This is a genomic window from Serratia sp. JSRIV001, assembly GCF_019968745.1.
Classification (GTDB): Bacteria; Pseudomonadota; Gammaproteobacteria; order Enterobacterales; family Enterobacteriaceae; genus Chania; species Chania fonticola_B.
On record NZ_CP074147.1, the window covers coordinates 1,133,260 to 1,157,968 of the forward strand.

Below are 24,709 nucleotides of genomic sequence, written 5' to 3' on the forward strand. Positions count from 1 at the left end.
GTTGGCCGTCTGTGGCTTTGAGGCCACAAACGGCTTAGCTTGTTTTAACGAGCGATCTTTTGGTGTAGGGCGATAATCTCACGGCCCATTTCCATCAACATAATTGCGTTCATCAAATGGTCCTGTGCATGGACCATCACCAGATGAACCGGGATTTTACCGCTGCCTTCGTCCATTTCGATCAGTTTGGTCTGCACGTGGTGAGCGCCAGAGAGTGCCTCCTGCGCTTGTTGCATATACTGTTCAGCCAGCACGAAATCCTCATCTTCGCGCGCACAGCGCATGGCTTGAAACACCAGACTGCGGGCGTAACCCGCATTGGCAATCAGTTCCATCACCTCGTTTTCCAAATCCATTTCAGGCCTCCTCAATCAGTGCCAGGGCTTGATCCAATACCTTGTCACCCTTCATGGTGCCGTAGGCCATCATATCGATGCAGGCGACTTTTTTATGGTGCTCTTGGGCAATCTTCTCGCACTCGGCCAGCTTATAGCGGATCTGCGGCCCCAGCAGCGCGACGTCAAATTCGGTTACCGCCGTTTTGTATTCGCGGATCGACTTGGCACAGATCTCGGCATCAATACCACGCGCAATGGCTGCTTCCTGCATCTTTTTCACCAGCAGACTGGTGGACATACCCAAGTCACACACTAACAGGATCTTTTTCATGTTATTTCTCCAGGCGTTCCAGCAAATGCTGGATTAAAAGTGGGATCGGTCGGCCAGAGGCCACGCTACGGCCATTTTCGCGCCACAGCGCGGTACCGCTGATATCAAGGTGCGCCCAGGGAATATCCGCCGGGCTGAAACGGCTTAGGAAGTAGGCGGCAGAGGTACTGATAGCCGCATTGTTGGTCGGCGTGTTGCACAGATCGGCAATATGGCTCTCGACCTGTTTGCTGAAGCGATCATCCAAAGGCAGCGACCACAGAGGATCTCCACTACGCAAGCCTGCCTGAGTGAGATCGTGACGCAGGTTTTCATCCTCGGTCATCAGGCCGCTAAGATCGTAACCCAAGGCTTTGACCACCGCGCCGGTGAGCGTAGCCAGATCGATCACGTATTCTGGCGGCTGCTGATTATGGGTCAACCTGCTGGCGTAGGCGATGCCATCGGCCAGCACCAGCCGCCCCTCGGCATCGGTGTTATTGATTTCCACAGTTAAGCCGCTGTAGCTGGTTGCGACATCGCCTGGGCGCATCGCTGCCGGACCAATCATATTTTCGGCCAGCGCCAGTACGCCTACCAGACGGACCGGCAGCTTGAGTTCTGCCACGGCCAGCATCAGGCCAAAGACGTTAGCAGCGCCACACATGTCATATTTCATGGTGTACATGCCATCGCCACCTTTTAGCCACAGGCCGCCGGTATCGAAGGTGATACCTTTGCCCACGTAGGCGCTGAAGGGGCCAGTGTCGCTCCCCTGGTAACGTATCACCACCAGACGCGGAGGATTATCGGCACCTTTACCAACCGCCTGTAGCAAGCCAAGACCCTGTTCAGCGATCTGCTGTTCATCCAACACTTCGCAGCTCAGGCTGGGATAGGGTGCAATCTGGCGGGCGATCTCGCTGGCGAAAAATGCCGGGGTGCAACGATCGCTTGGCATGTCGGCAATGCGTCGTGCTGCCTTCATCCCCATGGCGGTGGCAGCCGCTTGAGACAGCCGCTGCTCGAGAGTGGCTCGTTGCTCCGGCTGGCAATAGAACACCAACTCCTGGATACGCGGTGTGGGTGACGCGTCTGCCTTTTTCAGACCGAGATCGCTCAGTTGGTAATCCAGGTTGAACAGGAAGTGCAGCAGAGGGTTCAGTGCCGGCAGGCTGCGGCGATCAAACGCCGTGCAGTCGACGATCAACTGCGTACTAGTACCGCTGCGTAGTAGAGGACGCAGTGCGGTGACCAGCTTGCTGGTTTGCCCATCGAGCCAGAACGTTTTTGGCAACAGTGTGACGCGACCTGCCGGAGCACAGCCATAGGCGCAGTCGGCGGTTTGCTGTTGGGCGGTGGCCTGTAGTTCCTGTAACAGGGCAGCATTGCAGGGTAATTGCAGTGGGCTGCCGGGATAGCTAATCACATGGCTGTTAACTTCCCATGAGGGGATTTCACTCAGTAATCGATAATTAATCAAAATGGATCTCCTCAATCGGCGCACGAATGCGCTCGGCATAGTCGGTTAGCCATTGCTTGCTGGCTGGAGTGTAGTGGGTATGCTCGGCACGGCGTTCTGCCAGGTACACCGTCGGTGGCTGGATGGCGCTGGCGACCACAAACGAGAAGGTTTTGATATTGGTAGAGATGCCGAATTCCCCCTGCCGATTCATGCAGACTACGGAGAGATCGCCCACCCGGCCAAAGCGGGCAATCAGGCGGTCTTCCAGCTCGAAGACGACCGAATCGGCCGCCTGTTGTGGTGTCATACCTTGCTGCATACGGCGCACGATCTCATAGCTGGTGCAGCCTTTCATCAGGTCTTCACCCACGCCCGTGGCGGTTGCCGCACCGATCTGGCTGTCACAGTAGAAACCGGAGCCAATCACCGGTGAATCACCCAGGCGGCCACGGCGTTTCATAAACAAGCCGCTGGTAGATGTGGCCACGCTCATTGAGCCATGCAAATCGAGGCCGATAATGCCGACGGTATCGTGACCATCGTAGGGGCTAAGGCCCTTATCGATGGTTTCGCGGCAACGTTTACGATAGTGCTGGGTTGCTCGCTCGGTGAGCATGGTCTTGTCGGCAAAACCTTGGCTAAGGGCCCACTCACGTGCGCCAGCGCCCACCAGGACGCTGTTGAAGCGTTCGCGGCTCAGCGCCTGGGCAACCTTCACCGGGTTGGCGATATCCACCAGGTTACCAACGGCACCAAAGGCCAGCGTATCGCCATCCATAAAGGCTGCATCCAGTTCTACCTCACCATTTTCGGTAGGCAGACCGCCGAAACCGACAGATTTATAAAACGGAAAGTCCTCCACTTCCGCCACCGCGCTAACCACGCTTTGTGCGGCGCTTGCTCCGGCTTTCAGTGTTTCACTGGCCTGGGTGACACCTTCCAGTGCCATACGCCAGGTTGCAATCATTCCCCACATATCAAACTCCTGATGTTTCGGCTGCGCGATATTGTTTGTCCAAAATGCGCAGGAAAGGCAGATAAAGCATGGCGCCGATCAGCAGGTTAACGATCTGCATCAGGCTGCCACTCAAATGGCCGGTCACGATAAAGCCACTGATCACCGGCGGCAGCGTCCAGGGGATAAATACCCCGGTGGTGACGGCGACGGCCCCCACCTTCATCGCCACGTATTGCACGGTAACCAACACCACCGGGACCAGGTTGAAGGGGATCAGCATGATAGGGTTCATGATCACCGGCAGGCCAAACAGGATCGGTTCATTAATGTTGAAGATTGAAGCCGCAGCCCCCATGCGACCTACTTCGCGGATGCTGTTGCTACGGGCAAAGAACAGAATGGCGATCACCAGCGACAGGGTGGCACCAGCGCCGCCCATCCAGATCATATCGAAGAACTGTTCGGTAACGATGTGCGGTGGCGTGACCCCGGCCTGGATAGCGGCGATGTTGTCGGTCTGGTTTTCCATCCACAGCGGGCGAATGATGCCGTTGACCATCGAACCGGAGTTGATCCCCACCGACCAGAGGATGGTGATACTCAATACCGTCAGCAGCGCACCGATATAGGAAGTGCCAAAGTGACGTACCGGCGTGGCGACTACGTTATAAATAAACTGATGAATGGTTTGGTAGCTGGTGTGTTCGAACAGAATACGGATCGCCAGCACCAGGATAATCACGAACAGCGCAGGCAGCAGAGCGGCGAAGGATTCCTGTACCGCCGGTGGTACGCCTTCGGGCATTTTGATAATCAGCTTGCGGCGCTTGAGGTAGCAGAACAGTTCGGTCCACAGCAGTGAGCCGATCATCGCCACAAACAGCCCCTTGCTGCCGATCCACTCGGTTGGGATCACATTGATATTGCCCAAGGCTTCTACCTTGATAAACGGCGTGAGGATCAGGAAGCACACCAGCGACAGAATACCGCTGGAGACGCGATCCTCGTCATAATGTTCCGCCAGGCGGTAAGCGGTAAGGAAACTGACAAACAGCGACATGGTGGAGAACACCGCGTTGAACGGGATCTCGATGATATTGCTCCAGCTGGCGCCAAACAGGCCTGCCATAAACTGCTGGTAACCCTGATTGGGGAATGACGAGATCACCAGCAGGATCGAGCCGACGATAATGAACGGCATAAAGGAAACATAGGCACCGCGGATGGCACACAAATGCCGCTGCTGTGCGGCCTTGGCCGCCAGAGGCATCAGCTTGGCTTCAAGAAATCCCAGAGCGTTGTTCATGGTAAACCCCGTAGGTATGCTTATTGGAGAAAACAGGTAAGGGTGGCGACTTATTAGCTGGGATTATCAGGGAATGGATTTTAAAGAAAGGTGAATCAGTTCACAGTGTGAGGTGAATTTATAAAATATCTCACAAGATTGGTTATGATAGAGCATCAATTCTAGTGTGGAGTCCACGATGGAAATCAAGCTGCATGCGAATGCGACCACCACCCCACGAGTGCGGCGTTATATCCAGCAATCGGATAAAAGTGACCGCGTATTGGCGCAGGAGCTGGGCATTTCCGTGGCGACGGTACGCCGTTGGCGGCAGCGCCAGGATGTCGCCGATCGCCATACGGTGCCCAAGACCCTTCGCAAGGCGCTGACGGATGAGCAAAGTTTGCTTATCAACTGGCTGAGACAAAAATTACAGCTGCCGCTGGATGAGCTGCTGGTGGTGGTGGTTCAGGGCATGCAACAGCCGATCTCCCGTGCAGGATTGGATCGCTATCTGCGAGGTGTGGGCCAACGTGGTGAGGCAGAAAATAGGGCGCTACGAGGTAAAAAGGCGGTGAAGGCTGGTGAACGGCCGGGGAATCTCGCTCTTTTTTATCAACGAATTAGCCTATCGGCCGAAGATGGCGGCGAGCAGCACCTCTTGTGGGCCGAAGAGAAGGTCAGCGGCTGGCTGAGTGCACGAGCCTTTGCGGGAGCCTCGCCGATGCTGGTGGTCAACTGGCTGAAGGAACTGTTACCGCACTGCCCAGGTGATATACAATCTATTGAGACTGAAAATAAAAAGCTGTTCGGCAATAGCGAGTCTCAAACCCATCCCTTACAGCTATGGTGCCGGGAGCAGGGGATAAAGTTGCAACAACCCGCGTTACCGCAAATGGAGATTGTGCTGCGGCTCGAAAGCCAACTGGCGCAGTTGCTACCAGCGGCGGAGAGCTCATCGCTGGATAACGTGTTGCAGGCGCTCTGTGCCAGCTATAACCAGCACTGGCCGCAGAAGAAGCTGGGTGGCCTGACGCCCACCGCATTCTGGTTGCAGCATCGGCCAGGTTAGTGGGGTGTCAGGCTTTCGCTAAGAAAGTCAATAAAGCTGCGCAGGCGGTTGCTTACGGCGCTGTCGCTGTAATAAACCGCGTTCACAGGTATGGCAACCGGCAGCGTCTCCTTAACCAGGATCTGCACTAAATCCCCACGCTGAATATCCTCATCGATCATAAAGTTCGACAGACAGGCGATGCCGTTGCCATGCAGGCAAAGGTGGCGCTGTGTTTCTCCGCTGTTGGTAGTCAGCCCCGGTGTAATCTCCACCTGCCGGCCATCGGCGCAGGCTAATGGCCAGCGGTTCAGGTTGGGCAGATCGTTGAAGCCGATGCAGCAGTGTTGCGCCAGCTCCTCTACGCTTTGCGGGGTACCGAACTGCTGCAGATAGGCCGGTGACGTCACAATTTTTCGATAGCTGGTCATCAGTTTGCGCGCCTTCAAGCTTGAGTCTGTCAGTTCCCCCACGCGGATGGCAATGTCGACCTTGCGCTCAATCAGGTTGATAAAGGTTTCTGAAGAGACCAGCGAGAGCGACATTTCCGGGTAGCGGGCACGAAACTCGCCAACCAACGGGGTCAGCACGTGCAACACGACCGGCGTTGCGGCATCCACGCGCAACAGGCCCTGGGGCCGCTGGCGGCTCTCCATCAGCGCATTTTCCGCCGCAGCCATATCGCTCAGGACTTTCTGCACCTGGCGGAAATAGTTTTCTCCCTCCTGCGTCAGGCTTATCTGGCGGGTGGTGCGATTGAGCAGCGTGACCCCCAGCTTGCTCTCCAGCTTTTTAACCGTACGGCTGACCACCGAGTTCGCCTGTTCCAAGTGCTCCGCCGCACGGCTGAAGCTACCGCATTCCACCACGGTGACAAAGGTGATCAGTTCATCCGAATTTGCCTTCATTGTTGCTCCTTCAGCAAAATTTATTTGAAATTTTGAGCATTTTTATCATTTAAGCACAGGCAGATAATCACCGCTATCAACCCGAACGCTATTTTGGAGTTAGCAATGCCTCTCGCTTTACTTGCCTTGACCATCAGTGCCTATGCCATCGGCACCACGGAGTTTGTGATTGTCGGCTTGATCCCGACCATCGCCGAGCAGTTGAACGTCACCGTGCCGTCCGCAGGGCTGCTGGTGACCCTGTACGCCATTGGGGTGGCGATCGGGGCGCCGGTACTGACCGCTTTAACCGGCCGCGTGCCGCGCAAGATGCTGCTGGTGGGCCTGATGGTGCTGTTCACCCTTGGCAACCTGCTGGCCTGGCAGTCACCGAGCTATGAGTCACTGGTAGTTGCTCGTTTACTGACTGGCCTGGCGCACGGGGTGTTTTTCTCGGTGGGTTCGACGATTGCCACTAGCCTGGTAGCCAAAGAGAAGGCGGCAATGGCGATCGCCATCATGTTTGGTGGCTTGACCGTTGCGCTGGTGACCGGCGTGCCGTTAGGCACCTTTATCGGCCAGCACTTCGGCTGGCGTGAGACCTTCCTGGCGGTGTCGTTGATTGGCATGGTGGCGATTATTGCCAGCCTGATCCTGATCCCGAACAACATCAAGAACCAGGCCAGTGCCAGCATCCGCGATCAGCTGCAAGTGCTGACACACCCGCGCCTGCTGCTGATTTACGCCGTTACCGCGCTGGGCTACGGCGGGGTGTTCACGACCTTCACCTTCCTGGCACCGATGATGCAGGAGTTGGCTGGCTTTTCGGCTCCGGCCGTCAGTTGGATTTTGCTGGCCTATGGCATAGCGGTAGCCATCGGTAACATTTGGGGCGGCAAGCTGGCCGACCGTCATGGCGCGGTGCGGGCACTGAGCTTTATCTTTGCCGCGTTAGCCGCTTTGCTGTTGGTGTTTCAATTTACCGCCAGCCACAGCACCGCCGCGCTGCTGACTGTAGTGGTGATGGGGGTATTTGCCTTTGGCAATGTCCCAGGCTTGCAGGTTTATGTGGTGCAGAAGGCCGAGCAGTACACGCCGAACGCGGTGGACGTTGCTTCAGGCCTGAATATCGCGGCTTTTAACGTGGGGATAGCATTGGGCTCCGTGATTGGCGGGCAGACCGTGGCTTCGCTAGGGTTGGCACAAACGCCTTGGATCGGTGCGCTGATTGTCGTGGGGGCGTTTTTACTGATTGGCCTCAGTGGCCGCTTGGATAAACAACACCCACGGCAGTTCGCCTGATCCCATCTTGTACCTTTCTTCTTGGCCCGCATTGGCGGGCCTTTGCGCATTCAGCGCGAACCTTTACAGACACATACACGGCATTGATTGAAATCGGCCCGCCTTGCCCCTATAACTGGATCTCTAAAAGCCATGTTGGCAGAGCCGCTCAGGCGTATACTGAATTGAGTCTTGGTAGCCAGGTTGCTATCAACGTGATTTTCATCCGAACGGGAAATAGGCGAATAACGTGCCGAAACGAACTTATGCAATGAGGTATGTTGCGGGCCAGCCAGTTGAACGGATTTTCCCTGGTGCCATCAATCAGCCGCTACCGCCCGGGGCCGCGTTGCCTACGTCTGGTGCGCTGCGGGTGATGGTATGGAATATTTTCAAACAGCAGCGTGCCGATTGGCTTTCGGTATTGAAAGACTTCGGTAAAGATGCGCAGCTGGTGCTATTGCAGGAGGCGCAGACCACGCCGGAATTGGTCAGCTTTGCCACCTCTAACTATCTGGCGGCCGATCAGGTGCCCGCCTTTGTGTTGCCGCAACACCCTTCCGGCGTGATGACGCTGGCGGCTGCACATCCGGTGTATTGTTGCCCGCTGCGCGAACGGGAGCCGCTGCTGCGTTTGGCCAAGTCGGCGTTGATCACCGTCTACCCTCTATTAGATGGCCAACTGTTAATGGTCGTGAATATCCACGCGGTGAACTTTAGCCTGGGAGTGGACGTTTACAGCAAGCAGCTTGGCCCGATTGGCGAGCAGATCGCCCTTCATCGGGGGCCGGTGATTATGGCGGGAGATTTTAACGCCTGGAGCCGCAAGCGCATCAACGCGCTGTATCAATTTGCCAGCGATATGGCGTTGCACGAGGTCAATTTCGCCGACGATCATCGCCGCAAAGCCTTTGGCCGCCCGTTGGATTTTATCTTTTACCGCAACCTGGGCGTTACAGAGGCCTCGGTGCTGGTGACTCAGGCCTCAGACCACAATCCGCTGCTGGTGGAGTTCCATTCGCAAACCGATCAACCGGTCTGGTAGCGAAATTTGGCCAATAAAAAAGCATCCCGAGGGATGCTTTTTTTGTAGCGAAAACTTAGGTTTCCGGCGACGATTTGTTGCTGACAAACAGCGTCAGCTTCACACCAGGTTGCAAACTGCTGGCTTTGCCGAGCGTTGAGTTCCAACGCATCACGTCGTTAATTTCGACGCCGTGACGACGTGCAATGCTGGAAAGCGAATCACCTTTACGCACTTGGTAGGTGATGCTGCTGTTATCTCTGGCATTGCTGGCCACTTGCAGGGTTTGCCCAACTTTCAGCGTGCTCTTGCCACGCAAATTGTTCCAACTCTGCAAATCGCTGGTCTTAACGTTCAGCCGTTTGGCGATGGTGGATAACGTATCGCCGGAACGAACCTTATACGCACTTCCGCCTGACAGGCCGCTGTTCTTTGCCAACTGGGTGGTTGGTAATGTTGCAGCTATCTGTCCGTCGGCCAACGAGTCTTTCAACTGTGCGGCATTCTTTTTGGGAACCATGATGTAATGGGGCCCATTAGGTGCCGTAACGCCTTTCTTGTAGCCAGGGTTATAAGCCTTCATCTTGGTGAGAGAAAGCCCAGACATCTCTGCCGCCTGAGTCAGCTGGATCTGCTGCCCGACATCAATACGCGCCAGTGCACGGGTTTCGTCAGTTTTTGGCAACTTGACGCCGTACTTTTTGCTGTGCTTGATGATATCGCTCAGTGCCAGCATTTTCGGGACATAGATTGACGTTTCACGCGGAAGCGACAATGCCCAGAACTCAGTGGACTTACCCTGACGTTTATTCGCCTTAACCGCTTGCATGACTCGGCCTTCACCACTGTTATAGGCGGCGATGGTCAATAACCAGTCACCGTCAAACATGCGGTTCAAACGCTCCATCATGTTAAGCGCAGCAGTCGTCGAGGCCACAACATCACGGCGCCCGTCATACCACTGATTGTTTTTCAAACCATAATTGCGACCCGTTTGCGGCACGATCTGCCATAGCCCTGCGGCATTGGCACTTGACGTGGCGTGAGGGTCAAAAGCGCTCTCCACTATGGGTAGCAGTACCAGTTCCATCGGCATATTGCGTTTCTTAATCTGCCCGACTATCCAGTACATGTACGGCTCTGCCCGTAGTGTTACATCGTGGAGATAGCTCTTACTTTTTAAATATTTTCTTTTCTGTTCACGGATCCGGTCGTTTTCCGGAACCTCCATCTTCAGCTCGTCGCTAATGAAGTTCCACAGGTTCTGCTGAGCGGCGCTACTGTTACTGTCTAGCCACCGTGCCGAACTCGCTGTGTACTCTCCTGCTTCACTTTCTTGACCTGCCGAAGACAGACTCTGTGCATGCTGCTTTGGGGCCGGTGCATCCTTCCAGGATGACTGGCAACCTACCAGCAAGACCGAGGCGAGAAGTATCGCTTTAGCCTTCATGTGTGTGTCAATATAGTTGCTTAAAAGACGAGCAAGGATACTTTACTTCGCCAAAAAACACAACTAAAAGCTTAGAAGGCATCCTTGCGCAGGCGTAATTCGGAAAAAACCGAATGAAGCTGGCTCGGTGGTGAGTTAAAGCCTATTTTCTTTTGTAAATCAGTGTCATGGCAGCGTAAAAATAGATTAATTTTACGCTCTAATTGCAACGTTGTGGGCAGGCTAGGCACTCCTTTTGCCCTTGATTGCTCAATTTGTTGCTGATATGTTTCAATTTGGCGGTCTTGCGGCAAAATTGTCCTGGCAAACTTAAGGTTTGAGAGCGTGTACTCGTGTGCGCAACAAATTAGGGTTTCGTCGGGAAGTTGCGCGAGCCGTTGAAATGAGTGGTACATTTGCTCTGCCGTCCCTTCAAAAAGCCGTCCGCAGCCCGCAGAAAAAAGCGTATCCCCACAGAAAAGATAAGGTGCACTGTAGAATGCCACGTGACCTAGGGTATGCCCGGGAACTGCGATGGTGGTGTAGCTACGCCCGCCAATTTCCAGGATATCGCCATCCTGAACCAACCGATTTGCTCCCTTATTAGCGGTTTCCTGAGGGCCATACACCGGCAGATCCGGATATTGCGCAACGATTTCCGCTACGCCGCCGACGTGGTCGTGGTGGTGGTGGGTTAATAATATGGCCTCGGGGGTGAGTTGCCGTTGGGACAACGCCGCCAATACCGGGCCAGCTTCGCCGGGATCGACGATCACGCAGCGCCCTTGCTGGTTAGCCAATAACCAAATGTAATTGTCCTGAAAAGCGGGAATGCTGATAAGATTCATGGAACACCTCTCGTTGGCAACGGCTTGAAAGAGATACTAAACCATGAAACCAGCCCAGACTCTAGAAAAGCTCACTAGCCCCTACTCCTGGGCCGGGTTGCCGTGGGGGGAATACTATCGTGAAGCGTTGGAGCAGCAGTTGCAGCCCTGGTGGCCCAAGATGTTTGGTTTCCATCTGTTGAAGATCGGCAATCTCAGCGCCGAGTTGGATAGCGAAAAGTGCGCCATCTCGCATCAGGTTAACGTGGGATTGGCCGGGGATAACCTGCATGTGCAGGCCGATCCTTATCAGTTGCCCTTTGCGGCCAAGTCCGTCGATGCCTGTCTATTGGCCCATACGCTCTCTTATGCCGATGACCCACACCGTTTGCTGCGTGAGGTCGATCGCGTCATGATCGACGATGGCTGGCTGGTGATCAGCAGTTTCAACCCTTTTAGCCTGCTAGGCTTGGGGAAGCTGATCCCCCGGTTGCGCAAACGCCAGCCTTACGTCAGCCGGATGTTTACCCAGATGCGCCTGCTGGATTGGCTCAGCCTGCTCAATTATGAGGTGTTGGATCAGACGCGCTTCCACGTGTTGCCTTGGCAGCGCAAGGGAGGGACTTTCTTGAGTACGCATTTACCGGCGCTTGGCTGTATGAGCGTGATTGTAGCCCGCAAGCGAACCTTGCCGCTGACGCCAACGCCGATGAAAGTCGGGGCAAGAAAGCACTCACTCAGCCGCGCAGTGGGCGCGACCAAGAGTTACCGCAAACTACCTTAAGCTTCGGGCTTGTAGCCAACGTCGTCCTGCGTCGGGTTGCCAGCTGCATCGCGTGCCAGCACGTCGCAACGTTCGTTTTCCGGATGCCCGGCATGGCCTTTGACCCATTCCCAACGGATGGTGTGGCGGGCAATCGCCAGATCCAGGCGCTGCCAGAGATCGACGTTCTTCACCGGTTTTTTGTCGGCGGTTTTCCAGCCGCGCTTTTTCCAGTTGTGGATCCAACTGGTGATCCCCTGGCGTACGTATTGGCTATCGGTGCTCAGCACCACTTCGCAGGGGGTGGTCAAGGCTTCGAGCGCCACAATGGCGGCCATCAGCTCCATGCGGTTATTGGTCGTCAGGTAATAACCCGCGCTGAACAGTTTCTCGTGCTGTTTATAACGCAAAATTGCGCCGTAACCGCCGGGGCCTGGATTACCAAGGCAAGAGCCGTCGGTGAAAATTTCTACCTGTTTAAGCATCTCTGGTAGACTCTTCCTATCAGTTTTATAAAAACCAAGTCTGACATAAACCAGCGCCATGAGCACAGCATTATGATCTCTACACCAACCAGACAGATCGTTCTCGATACCGAAACCACCGGTATGAACAAGCTAGGGGTTCACTACGAAGGTCACCGCATCATTGAGATCGGGGCCGTTGAGGTGATCAACCGCCGCCTGACCGGGCGCCACTTCCACGTTTACGTCAAGCCGGATCGGCTGGTGGATCCGGAAGCCTACGGCGTACACGGTATCAGCGATGAGTTCCTGGCGGATAAGCCTACTTTCGATCAGATCGCCGCTGAATTTATCGACTTTATCCGTGGTGGCGAATTAGTCATTCATAACGCAGCGTTCGATATCGGCTTTATGGATCACGAGTTCCGCATGTTGCAGCGAGATATCCCGAAGACGGAGACCTTCTGCACCATCACCGACAGCCTGTTGATGGCGCGCCGCCTGTTCCCAGGCAAGCGTAACAACCTCGATGCGTTGTGCAACCGCTACGAGATAGACAACACCAAGCGAACGCTGCACGGCGCTTTGCTCGATGCCGAGATCCTGGCGGAAGTCTATCTGGCGATGACCGGTGGCCAGACCTCGATGGCTTTCCAGATGGAAGGGGACACCCAGCAGACGGATTCTGCCCAGGATATCCAGCGCATCCAACGCCCGGCAACGGCGATGAAAGTGATCTATGCCAGTGACGCAGAATTGCAGGCTCACGAATCACGTCTGGATCTGGTGCAAAAGAAGGGCGGTAGCTGTCTGTGGCGTGGTGGCGCAGCAGCCGAATAACGGCCTCGCAGGATAGAAATGGCGGTTAAGTGGCATAATCATTGCGTGTTCGTTGAAAAACTGTGCAAACGACTCTTTTTATAAGAAAAGACGTTGACGGAATGGCGAGGCAACCGTAATATTCGGCTCGTTCCCCCGCAAGAGGGAACGTTGCGGAGCGGTAGTTCAGTTGGTTAGAATACCTGCCTGTCACGCAGGGGGTCGCGGGTTCGAGCCCCGTCCGTTCCGCCAACATTCAGAAGCCCTGAGTTAGCAATAACTCAGGGCTTCGTCTTTTCTATTGTGCCATCTTCAATCCTTCCTCCCCTCGTTGGCTTTTGCTGAAAATACAGCAAAGATATTTCATTTTTTATTGATAATGATTACTATTTCCATTAATGGATGGGCTACTCATCCTGTCAGATCGAACAAACTCTTCTTTTTATTTTCAGTGCTGAGCATGTCGTGAGCCATACATCGTTCTCTGGGATGAAGCAGGGCGTTCACCGGGTGGTGAATACAACGTCGCTGTTTCACAACACTGAAAAACTGAAAAGGGATGGAACATGTTGGAAACCGTTCAGTCAGTCCGTTGGTTGCCGCTGACACCGGCACAGTTTGATTTTTGGGAGGAGTTTAGCTTTCATCCGCATCAGCCCGTCTCTACCGTCGCCCACCGCATCACGCTACGCGGCGAGCTTGATGAACCTGCGTTGTTGGCGGCGTTGGAGCAGGTTGTTGCTGAAACCGATGTTTTTACCATCCAGTTTCAACTGGCTGACAATGACGAGCTACCGTTGCAGCGCTGCAATCCCCAACGGCGTCCTCGGGTACACCTGATTGAGTTACAACAGACCGACGTTGCCGAATCGATAATGCAGGCCGACATCGAGCGCCAGCTCAATTTACTGAGCCAGCCTTTGGCGGTCGTCTGGTTGATCCGCTTTTCACCTTCGCATTACACCGTTTATATTCGGGCGCATCACATCATTATTGATGGTTTCGGTATGGCGCTGATCGAACATCGCCTCGCTGAGCTTTATCGCGCCCGCCTGCAAAAAACCACCGCTAGCCAACCTTTCCATGCATTTTATGATTTTCTGGCTGAAGAGCAGCACTACGCCAGTAGCGAAAAATCGCGGCAGGATGCCGAGTATTGGCGCCGGTATGTTACCGATGGGCCTTCGCTCCCGGTTCTGCAAAAGGGAGGGGAGGACTACGGTGCGGAGTGTCTACACAGCGAAGCGGTACTACCTGAACATTTTAGCCAGCAGTTGAGCGCCTTTTCCGAGCGCTGCGGTACAGGTTGGCCGGATTTGCTATTGGCACTTTCCGCTGCCTGGCTGACGTTTCGGCTTTATGGGGAGAATAAGGCTGAGATACAGCCAATCTGGGTGCCCGTCATGAACCGCCGTGGCAGGGTGGCCGCCAGCGTCCCGGCGTTGGCGGTGAATATTCTGCCGTTGTTTGTTCATGTCGAACCACAGGAGAAGGTTGTGGACTACGTCAAACGCACCGCGAAAACGTTACGCGATCTGCGTGCTCACGGGCGTTATCGCATTGAGACCCTGGCCGCCGATCAAGGGTTGGGAAAAGGAACTCGTTACTTTTTCTCTCCGTTGATCAACGTACTTCCCTTCGATCCTCCGCTGTTTGCAGGCTGTGAAGCAGAGCGCGAAGTCATGGCGAGCGGCCCAGGGGATGGCTTTAACATTACCTGGCGTGGCCGAACGGATGCTAGCGAACTGCATATCGATATTGACGCCGATCCTGCGATGTATGCTTCCCTGAACGTCGAGGAGATGTTCACCCACCTGCACAGCTTCCTGAGTAGGGCGATGATGCCCGAAGCGTGGCAGCAGCCGGTTTACCCACTGCTAAACCAGTAAGATCTTCCGCCAACGGGCTGGCCCGCTGGCGGAGATTGGCTTTTTATTGCAGCAGAGAGCAAACCTCTTCGGCGTTTTTGCACTTAATCAAGGCCGCTGCTGGCAGTGAAACGCCGAGTTCCACGCTTATCCTCTCCCTCAGCGTTGGCATATGGCTGAGTTTCAGACCCATGGCAAGAAACGGGGTCTGCGGATGCCATTCAGGCCGCAGCGGCTGACCCATTACGGCGCAGTAGATTGCCAGCACCGTTTGTTGAGGTGTCACCGGGGCGGCGAGCGTTGCCGAATGAGATTGCTCCAGCTCGGTACGCAGCGCATGGCGATCGATTTTGCCATTTGCCGAGAGGGGAAAGCAGGTTTGCACTATGAAGCGGCCAGGAATGTGAGTACAGGGCAAATAGCGCTGCGCGAAGATACGCAGCTCCGACGTGCTCGGCGGGACTTGATGAGCGGACAGATAGACCGCACCCAGCGACTTTTCTGGCGTATCGTCCACCGCGTAGTCGAGCACCACAATATCCTCGATGGCTGGATGCTGGCGCAACGCCTCCTCGATTTCCGGCAGTGAAACCCGTACGCCGCGAATTTTAACGTAGCCATTAATGCGGTTGGCAAACATGATGACGCCGTCAGGCCGGTAATAGCCAATGTCTCCGGTACGGAACGTTCGCTCGCTAAGGCCATCTGGAGTCATCACGTCAACAAAGTCGTGCTGCACCAACGCCCCATGTTCCAGATAGCCACAGGCCAGATTGGCCCCGGCAGTGTGGATGCGCCCAGCAACGCCGCTAGGGCAATGTTCACCGCTGTCATGACAGATAAAATACTGAGTGCCCGCCAGCGGCTTACCATAGGGAATTTGCGCCGTGTCGCTAGTGGTGATCTCGTGCCAGATGCTCCAGATAGTCGTTTCCGTCGGGCCGCCGAGTGATATCAACCGCAGTTGAGGATGCCTTGAACGCAATAACCGGATGGTGGCGGGCTTAATGTAATCGCCGCCCTGGGCCACTAGCCGCAGGGAGGAGAGCTGTTCTGGCGTTGCGCAGTCCAGCAACATTTCCAGGATCGCTGGCACAGAGCACCACAGCGTGATCCGGTGTTGTGCCACCAGGCGGCCCCAACTGATGGCGTCTTTTTCCTCATGCCTGGCTGGCAGCACCAGCGTTGCGCCCACGCTGAGTGAGGCAAACACGTCAAACACCGACATATCGTGGTGCAGCGGCGTCACCGAGATAAAGACATCTCGCTCGGTGATCTGCCAGTGAGCGAGGGTTTGCCCAATCACGTTGGCCGTTGCCCGATTATTCAGCACGACGCATTTCGGTTTGCCCGTGGTGCCGGAGGTATATAGATAATAGGCGGGGTGGGAGCTGTCGCTTCGAGCGTCAAAACGAGGTGGGCTGACGTTGATGGATTTGAGCGCATCAGGCGTGACCGAGCCTGGGATTACGGCGTCTTCATCGCATATCACCAGCTTGGGTTGGCAATTTTCCAGTAAATACGCCGTCCGTGCCGTAGGAGAATTAATATCTATCGGCACCCGGATAATCCCTAACAGGGAGCAGGCTAGTGAGATAGCGATATGCTCCAGGTTGCGTGGAAGATAAATGGCCACCACGCTCCCCGGCTCCAACTGGCGCTCGAGCAGTCCGTTGGCCATGCTGGCGACGAGCTCACCCAGCGCCTGCCAGCGCAATTGTTGTTCGCCGCAGATAACGGCCACCCCATCACGAGAGCCGGAAAACAGATTTTTTGCGATGTGGCCCAGAAAATCGTTGCTCACGGCGGCGCTGGCGGGAGTGTTTGCCCGGTAATGCGGGTAATTCATCGTTTCGTGGACGGGGATATCCAGCGAGCCCTGAGAGACTATATGCTGCATGCGCTGGTAGATTGCGCTCAATATAGCGCTGACCTGTTCGGGCGCGAGAGCCTGCTCAACATAGTCGGCAATCATCAGTAAATTGCGCTGCTCATCGTACATTAGGCGAATATCCAACGCGACCTGCGGCGTTTGGGTCAGACCGCTTTCGGCACGGATTGGCGCGTTAGCCGGTAGCGTTTCCCAGCCCAGGCAGTTGGTCAGGATCACCGGCAGCGCGGGGGCACGCGCGGTTCGCGGTGACAACTGGCGAGCCAGCTCCACACCTGACCAGGCAAGGTTTTGCAATCCGCCAAGAATGTCTTCCTGCAGACGTTGGGCATTCTCGCCTAACGGCCGACAATGTCGGACGTAGTGAATGGCAATAAATGTCGAACGATTGGTGGGTTGCCCCTCTTTGGCCGCGAAGGCAACGGGGATGCCTACCGTGAGCGCTTCATCTTCCGACCAGAGCGCCAACGTGTCGAGCACGATAGCCGACAGAGTGGTGTTGGCAAACAGTCCCCGAGATGTGCCAAGGCGGGTGAGCTGCTTCAGGTGGCTGGCATCCAGAATTTGTTGTTCACGCCGCCAGCGGGGATGCACGATCTCGCCCAAAGGTTGCTGCCAGGGAAGCCGGGAAGGGGTAACGACCTGCGCCAGCTTGTCTTGCCACCAGGCTTTTGCCCGTTCCCGTTCTTTTTCATCTACTTCGTTCGGTGTTGCGTCATGTTCAAGTGCGGCAAGCGGCTGTTCATCAAATAGCCGGGCGACGATATGCGAGATCCCTTGGCCGTCGAGGATCAGCGCATCAAAGCTGGTGAAAATCTGGTACTCGGTGGCGCCAGGCAAGGTAATCAGAATGATCCGCCAAGGAGGTGACGACGGATCGTGGCGGCTCTGTTGGTAATGCTGCCGCAGCTGTTGCACTTTTTTAGCCGCGTCTGCTTCACTGGCATCGCGCAGGTCGATCTCTTCCAGGTGAGGTTCCAGCTCAGGCAGAATGTGCTGCTGCTGTGTTTCCTCGTCGATCCAGGTGCGTAACGCGGCGAAGTGATTAACCAACTCTGCCAGCCGACGGCGGAAGTGCGCAGGATCGATGACCCCCCTAAAGGTCCTGAAATCGTGCATGGCAACGCCACCGAGCGGCCATTGCTCGCCGCTTCCCAGCAGATAAGCCTGCTGGAGCGACGTTAATGGTTTCCCCATTCGCTTCTCCTTTTGCCGTACTGCCGCTGGCGGTGCCAACCAGCCGGAAACGCTGTCATCAATGTGTTGCGGTGCCACTGCCAGGCGTTCGGCGAGCGTGTGAAAACGCGTAAAGAGCTGATGCAGTTGGCCGGGGGGGAACGCATCTTCACGCACATCCCAGTTGATCAGAATTTCATCGCCAATCCAGGCTACCTGCGCGTCCAACGCGACCTGCGGCCCCTGAGAGATGACCCACGCCAGTTCACCCAATTGCCCGCCGACCCGCTCAGAGAACAGCACGCCACCGGAGATACCGAACCCGGCGGTAAAGACGATGGGGGAGTATTGCAGCTGGCCACGCAGGCGCGAAAGATCGCGCATCACGCTCACCCCGGAATAGCCGCCGTGGCCAAGGATTTCGTGCAACTGCGTCATGGTGCGTTGGCAATAATGCAGCAGCGTTTCATCGGGGCGCAGCCCAGCGCTGAACAACAACAGATCGGAAAAATCACCAACGATGTCGTTAACACCCGCAATCTCAGGAGTGCGGAAAAAGGTCGGTACGTTGATGCGCAACGCGGGCTGCCTGAAACCTTCCATCATCGTCAGGCTGAACAAGGCAAGGAAAAGCGAGCTTAACGTCAGATGGTGGTGACGTGCGCAGCGCTGCAAGGCATGGCTGATTTGGGGATTAAGCTGGATTGCCATTCTGCGGGTTTGACACTGCCTGTCCGTATAGGGAATGGCGGGAGCAGGGGGGATGTCCGGTAAACGTTGCCGCCACCAGGCGCGATCTCGCTCTCTGGCGCTAAGCAGCAGCGGATCGTGGGTACGCTGTGCCAGATAGCGAAACCAGGCGACCTCCATCACTGGGGCGCTCTGTGGCGGTGGTTGGTGGTAGAAGCGGGCGAGATCTTCCATCACGATACGAAAGGAGAGGGCATCCGCGGCGATCATATCCAGATCGATATGCAACCGGCTGGCCTGCCCTGGCAATATCGTCAGGCTGATTTCGCACGGGTAGCCTTGATCGCGCAGCAACTGCTGGTTCTCCATGCGCCGCCGCTTGCCAGCCAGTAATCGTTGTACCTCGGCTGGTGGGTAATAACAAAAATCATCGATACCCAGTGGTGGATGACTGGCAGCCACATGCTGTAGCCCCTCTGCGGTGACATGAAGACGCAGCATTGGGTGCGCGCGATATAGCGCGTCTACAGCGTGCCGAAAGCGGGGGATATCGGTGATGGTGCCATCGAATTCTGCGTACAAATGCGCGGCAACGCCGCCTAATGCCTGCGCAGAGTGCCTGCCTACCCATGAAGCTGCCTGCATTGGAGTCAATGATTTCATCGCATATCGTTCCTGATTGGCCAACGGAAGCCGCCTAACTATATAACAGAGCTTAATGCGAATGAAAATTATTCTTTTTTATGTTGTTGGCGATACATTGAGCAGGGTAAGGTTATGCGAGGCACATAAGTTCACTCCGTGGCCACTGAGATGGCACCTCGGGGTTATGCATAGGGAGTAAGCAGAAGATGAGGTTGTTACCGGGTAAATGTCGTCATTCCGTGTTGGGGTTTTTATTATTACTTGCCTTGCTGATGGGCAGCGGCCATGGTTTGGCCCAAGGTTGGCCCAGGGCGTTTCACAACGCGGATGGCTCCGTCACTCAGATCCCGGCCCCTCCTGGCCGTATTCTCTCTACCTCCGTCAGCGTCACCGGAACGCTACTGGCGATCGATGCTCCGGTTGTCGCCAGCGCGACGGCGGTGAACGGCCAGTTCTTTGGGCAATGGGACAAGGTGGCCGAGCAGCGCCACATCGCTAAAGTCTGGCCCGCGGGCAGTATCGATCTTGAACTGGCCTATGCCATGGCCCCCGATTTGATCGTCGTCTCAATCAATGGTGCAGACTCATCGCGCGCCTATTTGGCTGAGCTACGGGCCATTGCGCCGGTCATTATCGTGAATTATGGCAATCAGACCTGGCAAGCTCTTGCCCGTGAGCTGGGAGCCGCACTGGGGCTTGAGGCTCAGGTTGAACAGCGGATCGGCGGTTTTGACGCGCTGCTGACCAACGCCCGTCAGCAAATCCACCTGCCTGACGGACAAGCCAATATTATCAATTTTAACGGCCCGGGAACGGTCAATCCCGTGGCGACACCGGCCAGCGTGCATGCCCGTTTACTCGAGTCATTAGGGTTTTCTATCGAAGCGCCAAACCCGGCCTGGCAAAGCAATCTCACCCGCTCCGGTGACTTTATCTGGGCTGAATATGAGAATCTGACGCAGTTAACGGCGGGCACCACGTTTCTGTTGAGCGCAGGCGACGTCAGGATTAACGAGTTTCTGCATGACCCGCTGCTTCAGCGCTTACCTTCGGTACAACAACACCGGGTTTACAGCCTTGGCGCGCATGCGTTCCGGGTGGATTACTACAGTGCCAGTGAGATGGTGGCAGACATTGTCCGCCATTTTGCCGGTAGCCCAACGCAGGAGCGGTGAAATGCGTGTCTGGCGACTGGCTGGCCTGATCCCTGGCCTGTTTTTACTGCTGGCTCTCGGTGGCTTCAGCCTCTATTTCGGCGCTCGCCCCATTCCTCCAGCGGTGATTTGGCAGGCGCTCACGCAGTTTGATCCACACAATAGCGAGCATTTACTGGTCTGTTATCTACGGCTGCCGCGCACCTTATTGGCCGTGGTGGTTGGAGCGGCTCTTGGCGCGGCTGGCGTCATCATGCAGACGCTCACCCGTAATCCTCTGGCGGATCCCGGCCTGCTCGGTGTGAATGCCGGTGCCACGTTGGCGATCGTCCTGTCGATCGCGGTGTTTAATGTGGCGGATGTCTTTAGCACTATGTGGTTTGGCGTGGCCGGTGCGGCGATAGTCAGCGTTGCGGTGTTGCTGGTTGGCGGCATTGATGGCAATAACCCGGTAAGGATTGTGCTGGCCGGGGCCGCGCTGACCATTGTGCTGCTTAGCCTGACTCAGCTCGTCATCGTCAACAGTGAACCAGAAGCGTTCGATCGCTTCCGGCACTGGGTGATTGGATCGTTACAGGGAAGAGGGTTCGACGTACTGCTCCCGGTTGCCATGCTGGTGGGCGTGGGGCTGTTGCTGGCGCTGGCCAGCAGCAAAATGCTGGATATTGCGGCACTCGGCTCGGATGCCGGCCTGGCGCTCGGCGTTAATCCGCGCTGGCTGGTGGTGATGTCCGCTCTGATTATCGTGATACTGGCCGGTGCAGCCACGGCGGCGGCTGGGCCAATCGTTTTTGTTGGCCTGACCGCACCGCATTTTGCCCGTGCCGTTGCCGGATTGCAGCATCGCGCGCTATTGCCCTGGGCCATGCTGTTTTCCGCCATGCTGGTGTTGTTGGCCGATATTCTGGGGCGCATCGTTGGCTATCCCGGTGAAGTCAGCGTTGGCGTCATGGTGGCGCTGATCGGTGGCCCCTGTTTTGTGTTGCTGGTGAAACGTTGGCAGGGGGGGCGGGTATGAGCGTTAACAGGACGGTGCTGGTATGCCTGGCTTTGGCCTCTTTGCTGCTGGTTGCTGCCGCTTTCGCTCTGACGGTGGGGCGCTTTACGTTGCCGGTATCGAGCGTGCTGCAAGCCATCGCGGGGGAAGGTAATCCCATGGCGCAGCAAATTGTCAGGGCGATCCGCCTGCCGCGCGTGTTGACGGCGGTTTTAGTCGGGGGCGCCTTGGGCATCTCCGGGGCGATTTTTCAGTCCGTATCGCGCAATGCGCTTGGATCGCCAGACGTCATTGGCTTCACCACCGGTGCGGCAACCGGTGCGATTGTGCAGATTGTCCTGCTCAACGGTAACACCGTAGCGATCGTGCTGTCGGCCATAGCCGGGGGGCTGGCGACGTCGCTGCTGGTCTATTGGTTAGCCCATCATCACGGCGTGGTGAAGGGATACCGCCTGATATTGATGGGCATTGGCGTCGGTGCGGTACTCAGTGCCCTCAATGGTTTGCTGCTGGTTAAAGGTGATATTGATAACGCCGTGATGGCCACTTTATGGCTGGCGGGAACCACACAGGGGCGAAACTGGCTGCACGTTATCCCGGTGGCCAGCAGCATCGCGTTGTTATTGCCGGTGGTGCTGATGTGTGCCAGGGAGCAGAACATCATGACCATGGGGGATGAGGTAGCCCACCAACTGGGTGTCCGTATCGAACTCACCCGCAAGATTATGACGTTCTGCGGCGTGATTTTGGCTGCGGTAGCAACTAGCGCGGCGGGGCCGATTGCCTTTATCGCGCTTATGGCACCACAGTTGGCAATACGCCTGACACGCAGTCCGAACCTGCCGGTGGTCAGTGCGGGTCTGGTAGGCGGCTGCCTGTTGTTGGGGGCCGATATTGTCGCCCAGATACAGCCATCAGGGCTGATGATGCCGGTAGGATTAATGACAGGAGTGATAGGTGGCGGGTACTTGCTGGCTCTGTTACTGCGTGGCGGCTGCCGCTAAGGCTAAGGGATGGTTGTCGCAAATGTGATCAAATTGATTTGCATTCAATATTGTAAATGATTATCGTTTATGACCATTGGCTAGCTTGCTGTAATGACTCCCCTATTTCAAGCTTTGGGGGGCGCGGTATTACACGCAGTTATTAAGTGAAAAACTAATCATAAGGTCGTAAAGACCAGTTATTAAGCAGTGTGTTCTTTGTCGCTCAGTTGAAAAAACTAAAAATTCAGTGCGAATTTGGCAAAGGAGATATCAATGAGCGAACTAAAGGGTGATAAAAAATGCCCGATTTCATTATGTAATGGGCCCCAACGCATTTCTGAAAAATATCATATGCCCTCCGTTATTCTGGGGTTGTGTGTTTTCGCCGCAGCGGATGCTATTGCTGCCGATGATGCCCCAATACGCAATGAGAATAATGAGCCTGAAACCATTATTGTTACCGGGGAAAAGGTAAGACGCACTATTTACGATACCGGATCCAGTATTGAGGTGTTTGACGATGCACGGATCGATTCACTGCCCGGTGCGACGCAGGTATCCGATTTATTAAAAATGACGGCCAACGTCCTGGATACGGGCATTGGTAACGATATTCCCACCATTCGCGGTATTGATGGTTCAGGGCCAGCCAATGGCGCCAATGCCTTCCTTAGCGGTACACGGCCACGCATGAACCTCTCGCTCGATGGGCGTTCCTTAACCTATAACGAACTGGCCGTCGGGCCGCAATCCCTGTGGGATATGCAACGGGTCGAAGTATACCGGGGGCCGCAAAACTACATTCAGGGGCGTAATGCGATTGCCGGTGCGGTGGTGATGAGCAGCAAGGATCCGACGTTTGATTGGACTTCGGCGGTCAGGGCCGGGGGCGGAAATCAGGATTCTACCCAGGCCTCTGCCATGTTATCGGGGCCGATTGTTGAGGACCAATTGGCGTTTCGCCTGAGTGCCGACCGCCAGCGGCGGGAGAGTTTTGTCGATCTGATTTCCTACGAGCCGGTGGGTAACCCGCGCGAAATCGAAGTGACCAACATCCGTGGGAAGCTGTTGTTTAACCCTGCCGGGCTACGCGATCTCACCACTAAACTGTCGATAAATCACTATGAAAGTCAGGCACCGCAGAATGAAGCGCTAAGCCCGGCCAACCACGCCAGTTCCCGTTTTGACCGGCGTCGCCCAGTCGTTGAGACCCAATCCACCAGTGGCATTTGGGATATTGCCTGGGAGCCGTCGGAGCAGTTAAGCGTCCAGAACAAGTTTATTTATACCGATTTCAGTAACCATCGCCGTACCGCAGAAGCGCTGCCGTGGGCCGACATTGAAGGTAAAGAGTTCCAAATGGAGCCGCTGGTGCTTTTCGGCACACCAAACGATCGTTGGCGTGGCCTGGTTGGTGCGCGTTACTTTCATGCGACGCAGGATGAGTTTGTGAATCTTTTCCCTGGTGGTAGCCCATTCAAGGATAAAACGGATACCTACGCCGCCTTTGGCGAAGTGACCTGGGCCGTGTTGCCACACATCGATATTACCGCTGCCAGCCGGGTGGAAAGAGAGCACCGTCAACGTAAGGGTGGCAAGGCGCGTAAGGTCGATTTTGATGAAACCTGGGATGTGTTCCTGCCCAAGCTGGATGTTGCGTGGAAGCCTTCATCGCGGCAAACCTTTGGTGCCAAGGTGGCTCGCGGCTATAACGGCGGTGGCGCTGGGATGACGTTTTCCGCCCCCTTGATCAACTATACCTACGATCCTGAATATGTCTGGAACTATGAGCTGTATAGCCGCCATGGCATTGAAGATCTTAATCTCGAGGTGATCACCAACCTGTTTTATAACGACTATAAAGACATGCAGCTGCCGTATTATCTGGATTCCACTATGAACTCAATGATGATCCGCAATGCAGATAAGGTCGAAACCTATGGCGCTGAACTTGGGGCTATCTGGAAACCGACGGGGAATTTTGAGCTGAATAGCTCAGTAGGGTTATTAAAAACCAAAATCAAGAAATTCTCCGACAGCAGAATCGATGGTCATGAATTACCGCGCGCGCCAGCAGTTACCGCCAATTTGGGGGCGAAATATAATCTTATGCCGGGGTTGGAGTTAAGCGGTAATGTGACGCTTTCCGATACCTATTATTCCCAGTACGACAACGATCCACGCGGGAAAATCCCTTCCAGAGTGATTGCCAATATGCAGTTGGCTTACACCTTCAAGCAGGGGCGCGTCAGCGTGTTTGCACAAAACCTGTTTGATTCTGATAAACGCGTCATGGTGATGAATAACGACGTTTCTACCGCGGTTATTCAGCGGCCACGCCTGGTTGGTGCCGTCGTCCAACTGGATTTCTAAGGCCATCTATCGCCAATCAAAGGTGCAG

The 24,709-nt window shown here is 55.5% G+C and carries 19 protein-coding genes, 1 tRNA gene and 1 pseudogene; 11 read left to right on the forward strand and 10 right to left on the reverse strand.

Translation table 11 applies throughout. From position 1 onward, the window contains the following. Positions 1–44 precede the first annotated feature (44 nt). From KGP17_RS05015 to KGP17_RS05035, 5 genes are read right to left on the reverse strand one after another with little or no spacing between them, the layout of a single operon-like run. Complete coding sequence (locus KGP17_RS05015; protein ID WP_223498950.1) at positions 45–356, reverse strand: PTS lactose/cellobiose transporter subunit IIA; 312 nt, start codon at positions 354–356, stop codon at positions 45–47. Between the two features lies 1 nt (position 357). Then, entirely contained in the window at positions 358–669 is a 312-nt protein-coding gene (locus KGP17_RS05020) for a PTS sugar transporter subunit IIB (protein ID WP_021805646.1), read from the reverse strand. 1 nt (position 670) lies between these two features. Beyond that, on the reverse strand, positions 671–2,131 hold the full coding sequence (locus tag KGP17_RS05025) for a M17 family metallopeptidase (protein WP_223498951.1): 1,461 nt from the start codon (positions 2,129–2,131) through the stop codon (positions 671–673). Beyond that, positions 2,124–3,089: a N(4)-(beta-N-acetylglucosaminyl)-L-asparaginase gene (locus KGP17_RS05030; protein WP_021805644.1), complete on the reverse strand. Its 966-nt coding sequence runs from the start codon at positions 3,087–3,089 to the stop codon at positions 2,124–2,126. Before KGP17_RS05030 ends, KGP17_RS05025 begins: the two co-directional genes overlap by 8 nt. A 1-nt stretch (position 3,090) precedes the next feature. After that, positions 3,091–4,377 (reverse strand): PTS sugar transporter subunit IIC, encoded by a 1,287-nt coding sequence (locus KGP17_RS05035; protein ID WP_021805643.1) that lies wholly within the window; start codon positions 4,375–4,377, stop codon positions 3,091–3,093. A gap of 178 nt (positions 4,378–4,555) precedes the next feature. Between KGP17_RS05035 and KGP17_RS05040 the strand changes: the two genes are divergently transcribed. Continuing rightward, a complete protein-coding gene (locus KGP17_RS05040; protein WP_223498952.1) occupies positions 4,556–5,428 on the forward strand; it encodes a hypothetical protein in 873 nt (290 codons plus the stop codon). Here the strand turns inward: KGP17_RS05040 and yafC are convergent. Next, positions 5,425–6,315: a DNA-binding transcriptional regulator YafC gene (gene yafC, locus KGP17_RS05045; RefSeq protein ID WP_021805641.1), complete on the reverse strand. Its 891-nt coding sequence runs from the start codon at positions 6,313–6,315 to the stop codon at positions 5,425–5,427. The two genes, KGP17_RS05040 and yafC, sit on opposite strands and share 4 nt — an antisense overlap. Before the next feature lie 105 nt (positions 6,316–6,420). Between yafC and KGP17_RS05050 the strand changes: the two genes are divergently transcribed. Together KGP17_RS05050 and KGP17_RS05055 are read left to right on the forward strand one after the other, a co-directional pair. Then, entirely contained in the window at positions 6,421–7,596 is a 1,176-nt protein-coding gene (locus KGP17_RS05050) for an MFS transporter (RefSeq protein WP_179249142.1), read from the forward strand. Positions 7,597–7,846: 250 nt separating this feature from the next. Next, positions 7,847–8,620 carry an endonuclease/exonuclease/phosphatase family protein gene (locus KGP17_RS05055; protein ID WP_021181971.1) on the forward strand — a complete coding sequence of 258 codons (774 nt, stop codon included), beginning with the start codon at positions 7,847–7,849 and terminating at the stop codon, positions 8,618–8,620. Positions 8,621–8,675: 55 nt separating this feature from the next. Here KGP17_RS05055 and mltD read toward each other — a convergent pair whose 3' ends face one another. Next, positions 8,676–10,049: a murein transglycosylase D gene (mltD, locus tag KGP17_RS05060; protein ID WP_115158538.1), complete on the reverse strand. Its 1,374-nt coding sequence runs from the start codon at positions 10,047–10,049 to the stop codon at positions 8,676–8,678. Positions 10,050–10,120: 71 nt separating this feature from the next. Further along, complete coding sequence (gene gloB, locus KGP17_RS05065; protein ID WP_021805639.1) at positions 10,121–10,876, reverse strand: hydroxyacylglutathione hydrolase; 756 nt, start codon at positions 10,874–10,876, stop codon at positions 10,121–10,123. 43 nt (positions 10,877–10,919) lie between these two features. On the opposite strand from gloB, the gene KGP17_RS05070 reads away from it, so the two are divergent. Then, entirely contained in the window at positions 10,920–11,639 is a 720-nt protein-coding gene (locus tag KGP17_RS05070) for a class I SAM-dependent methyltransferase (protein ID WP_094983000.1), read from the forward strand. Here the strand turns inward: KGP17_RS05070 and rnhA are convergent. Beyond that, a pseudogene (gene rnhA, locus KGP17_RS05075) lies at positions 11,636–12,222 on the reverse strand (ribonuclease HI). The gene KGP17_RS05070 and the pseudogene rnhA overlap by 4 nt on opposite strands. On the opposite strand from rnhA, the gene dnaQ reads away from it, so the two are divergent. The 3 genes from dnaQ (at position 12,176) to KGP17_RS05090 (ending at position 14,790) form a co-directional block, all read left to right on the forward strand. Then, positions 12,176–12,922, forward strand: coding sequence for a DNA polymerase III subunit epsilon (gene dnaQ, locus KGP17_RS05080; protein ID WP_021181966.1), 747 nt, complete (start codon positions 12,176–12,178; stop codon positions 12,920–12,922). The pseudogene rnhA and the gene dnaQ sit on opposite strands and share 47 nt — an antisense overlap. Positions 12,923–13,076: 154 nt before the next feature. Further along, positions 13,077–13,153 (forward strand) — tRNA-Asp (locus KGP17_RS05085). Between the two features lie 314 nt (positions 13,154–13,467). Further along, positions 13,468–14,790, forward strand: a complete 1,323-nt coding sequence (locus KGP17_RS05090) for a condensation domain-containing protein (protein WP_223498953.1) — start codon at positions 13,468–13,470, stop codon at positions 14,788–14,790. Positions 14,791–14,833: 43 nt separating this feature from the next. Here KGP17_RS05090 and KGP17_RS05095 read toward each other — a convergent pair whose 3' ends face one another. After that, on the reverse strand, positions 14,834–19,189 hold the full coding sequence (locus KGP17_RS05095; protein WP_223498954.1) for an amino acid adenylation domain-containing protein: 4,356 nt from the start codon (positions 19,187–19,189) through the stop codon (positions 14,834–14,836). 188 nt (positions 19,190–19,377) lie between these two features. On the opposite strand from KGP17_RS05095, the gene fepB reads away from it, so the two are divergent. From fepB to KGP17_RS05115, 4 genes are all read left to right on the forward strand, one after another. Further along, complete coding sequence (gene fepB / locus KGP17_RS05100) at positions 19,378–20,346, forward strand: Fe2+-enterobactin ABC transporter substrate-binding protein (protein WP_223498955.1); 969 nt, start codon at positions 19,378–19,380, stop codon at positions 20,344–20,346. Position 20,347: 1 nt separating this feature from the next. Further along, positions 20,348–21,343: an iron ABC transporter permease gene (locus tag KGP17_RS05105; RefSeq protein WP_021805628.1), complete on the forward strand. Its 996-nt coding sequence runs from the start codon at positions 20,348–20,350 to the stop codon at positions 21,341–21,343. Further along, a complete protein-coding gene (locus KGP17_RS05110) occupies positions 21,340–22,326 on the forward strand; it encodes an iron chelate uptake ABC transporter family permease subunit (RefSeq protein WP_223498956.1) in 987 nt (328 codons plus the stop codon). The genes KGP17_RS05105 and KGP17_RS05110 overlap by 4 nt, the downstream gene beginning before the upstream one ends. Before the next feature lie 333 nt (positions 22,327–22,659). After that, positions 22,660–24,681: a TonB-dependent receptor gene (locus tag KGP17_RS05115; protein WP_371822177.1), complete on the forward strand. Its 2,022-nt coding sequence runs from the start codon at positions 22,660–22,662 to the stop codon at positions 24,679–24,681. Positions 24,682–24,709 lie beyond the last annotated feature (28 nt).

What these genes read in the sequence shown, in the direction of transcription:
- KGP17_RS05015 (WP_223498950.1), bottom strand. Translation starts at nt 356, where the DNA reads ATGGATTTGGAAAACGAGGTGATGGAACTGATTGCCAATGCGGGTTAC.
- KGP17_RS05020 (WP_021805646.1), bottom strand. Translation starts at nt 669, where the DNA reads ATGAAAAAGATCCTGTTAGTGTGTGACTTGGGTATGTCCACCAGTCTG.
- KGP17_RS05030 (WP_021805644.1), bottom strand. Translation starts at nt 3,089, where the DNA reads ATGTGGGGAATGATTGCAACCTGGCGTATGGCACTGGAAGGTGTCACC.
- KGP17_RS05035 (WP_021805643.1), bottom strand. Translation starts at nt 4,377, where the DNA reads ATGAACAACGCTCTGGGATTTCTTGAAGCCAAGCTGATGCCTCTGGCG.
- KGP17_RS05040 (WP_223498952.1), top strand. Translation starts at nt 4,556, where the DNA reads ATGGAAATCAAGCTGCATGCGAATGCGACCACCACCCCACGAGTGCGG.
- yafC (WP_021805641.1), bottom strand. Translation starts at nt 6,315, where the DNA reads ATGAAGGCAAATTCGGATGAACTGATCACCTTTGTCACCGTGGTGGAA.
- KGP17_RS05050 (WP_179249142.1), top strand. Translation starts at nt 6,421, where the DNA reads ATGCCTCTCGCTTTACTTGCCTTGACCATCAGTGCCTATGCCATCGGC.
- KGP17_RS05055 (WP_021181971.1), top strand. Translation starts at nt 7,847, where the DNA reads ATGAGGTATGTTGCGGGCCAGCCAGTTGAACGGATTTTCCCTGGTGCC.
- mltD (WP_115158538.1), bottom strand. Translation starts at nt 10,049, where the DNA reads ATGAAGGCTAAAGCGATACTTCTCGCCTCGGTCTTGCTGGTAGGTTGC.
- gloB (WP_021805639.1), bottom strand. Translation starts at nt 10,876, where the DNA reads ATGAATCTTATCAGCATTCCCGCTTTTCAGGACAATTACATTTGGTTA.
- KGP17_RS05070 (WP_094983000.1), top strand. Translation starts at nt 10,920, where the DNA reads ATGAAACCAGCCCAGACTCTAGAAAAGCTCACTAGCCCCTACTCCTGG.
- dnaQ (WP_021181966.1), top strand. Translation starts at nt 12,176, where the DNA reads ATGATCTCTACACCAACCAGACAGATCGTTCTCGATACCGAAACCACC.
- KGP17_RS05090 (WP_223498953.1), top strand. Translation starts at nt 13,468, where the DNA reads ATGTTGGAAACCGTTCAGTCAGTCCGTTGGTTGCCGCTGACACCGGCA.
- KGP17_RS05095 (WP_223498954.1), bottom strand. Translation starts at nt 19,189, where the DNA reads ATGAAATCATTGACTCCAATGCAGGCAGCTTCATGGGTAGGCAGGCAC.
- fepB (WP_223498955.1), top strand. Translation starts at nt 19,378, where the DNA reads ATGAGGTTGTTACCGGGTAAATGTCGTCATTCCGTGTTGGGGTTTTTA.
- KGP17_RS05105 (WP_021805628.1), top strand. Translation starts at nt 20,348, where the DNA reads ATGCGTGTCTGGCGACTGGCTGGCCTGATCCCTGGCCTGTTTTTACTG.
- KGP17_RS05110 (WP_223498956.1), top strand. Translation starts at nt 21,340, where the DNA reads ATGAGCGTTAACAGGACGGTGCTGGTATGCCTGGCTTTGGCCTCTTTG.
- KGP17_RS05115 (WP_371822177.1), top strand. Translation starts at nt 22,660, where the DNA reads ATGCCCTCCGTTATTCTGGGGTTGTGTGTTTTCGCCGCAGCGGATGCT.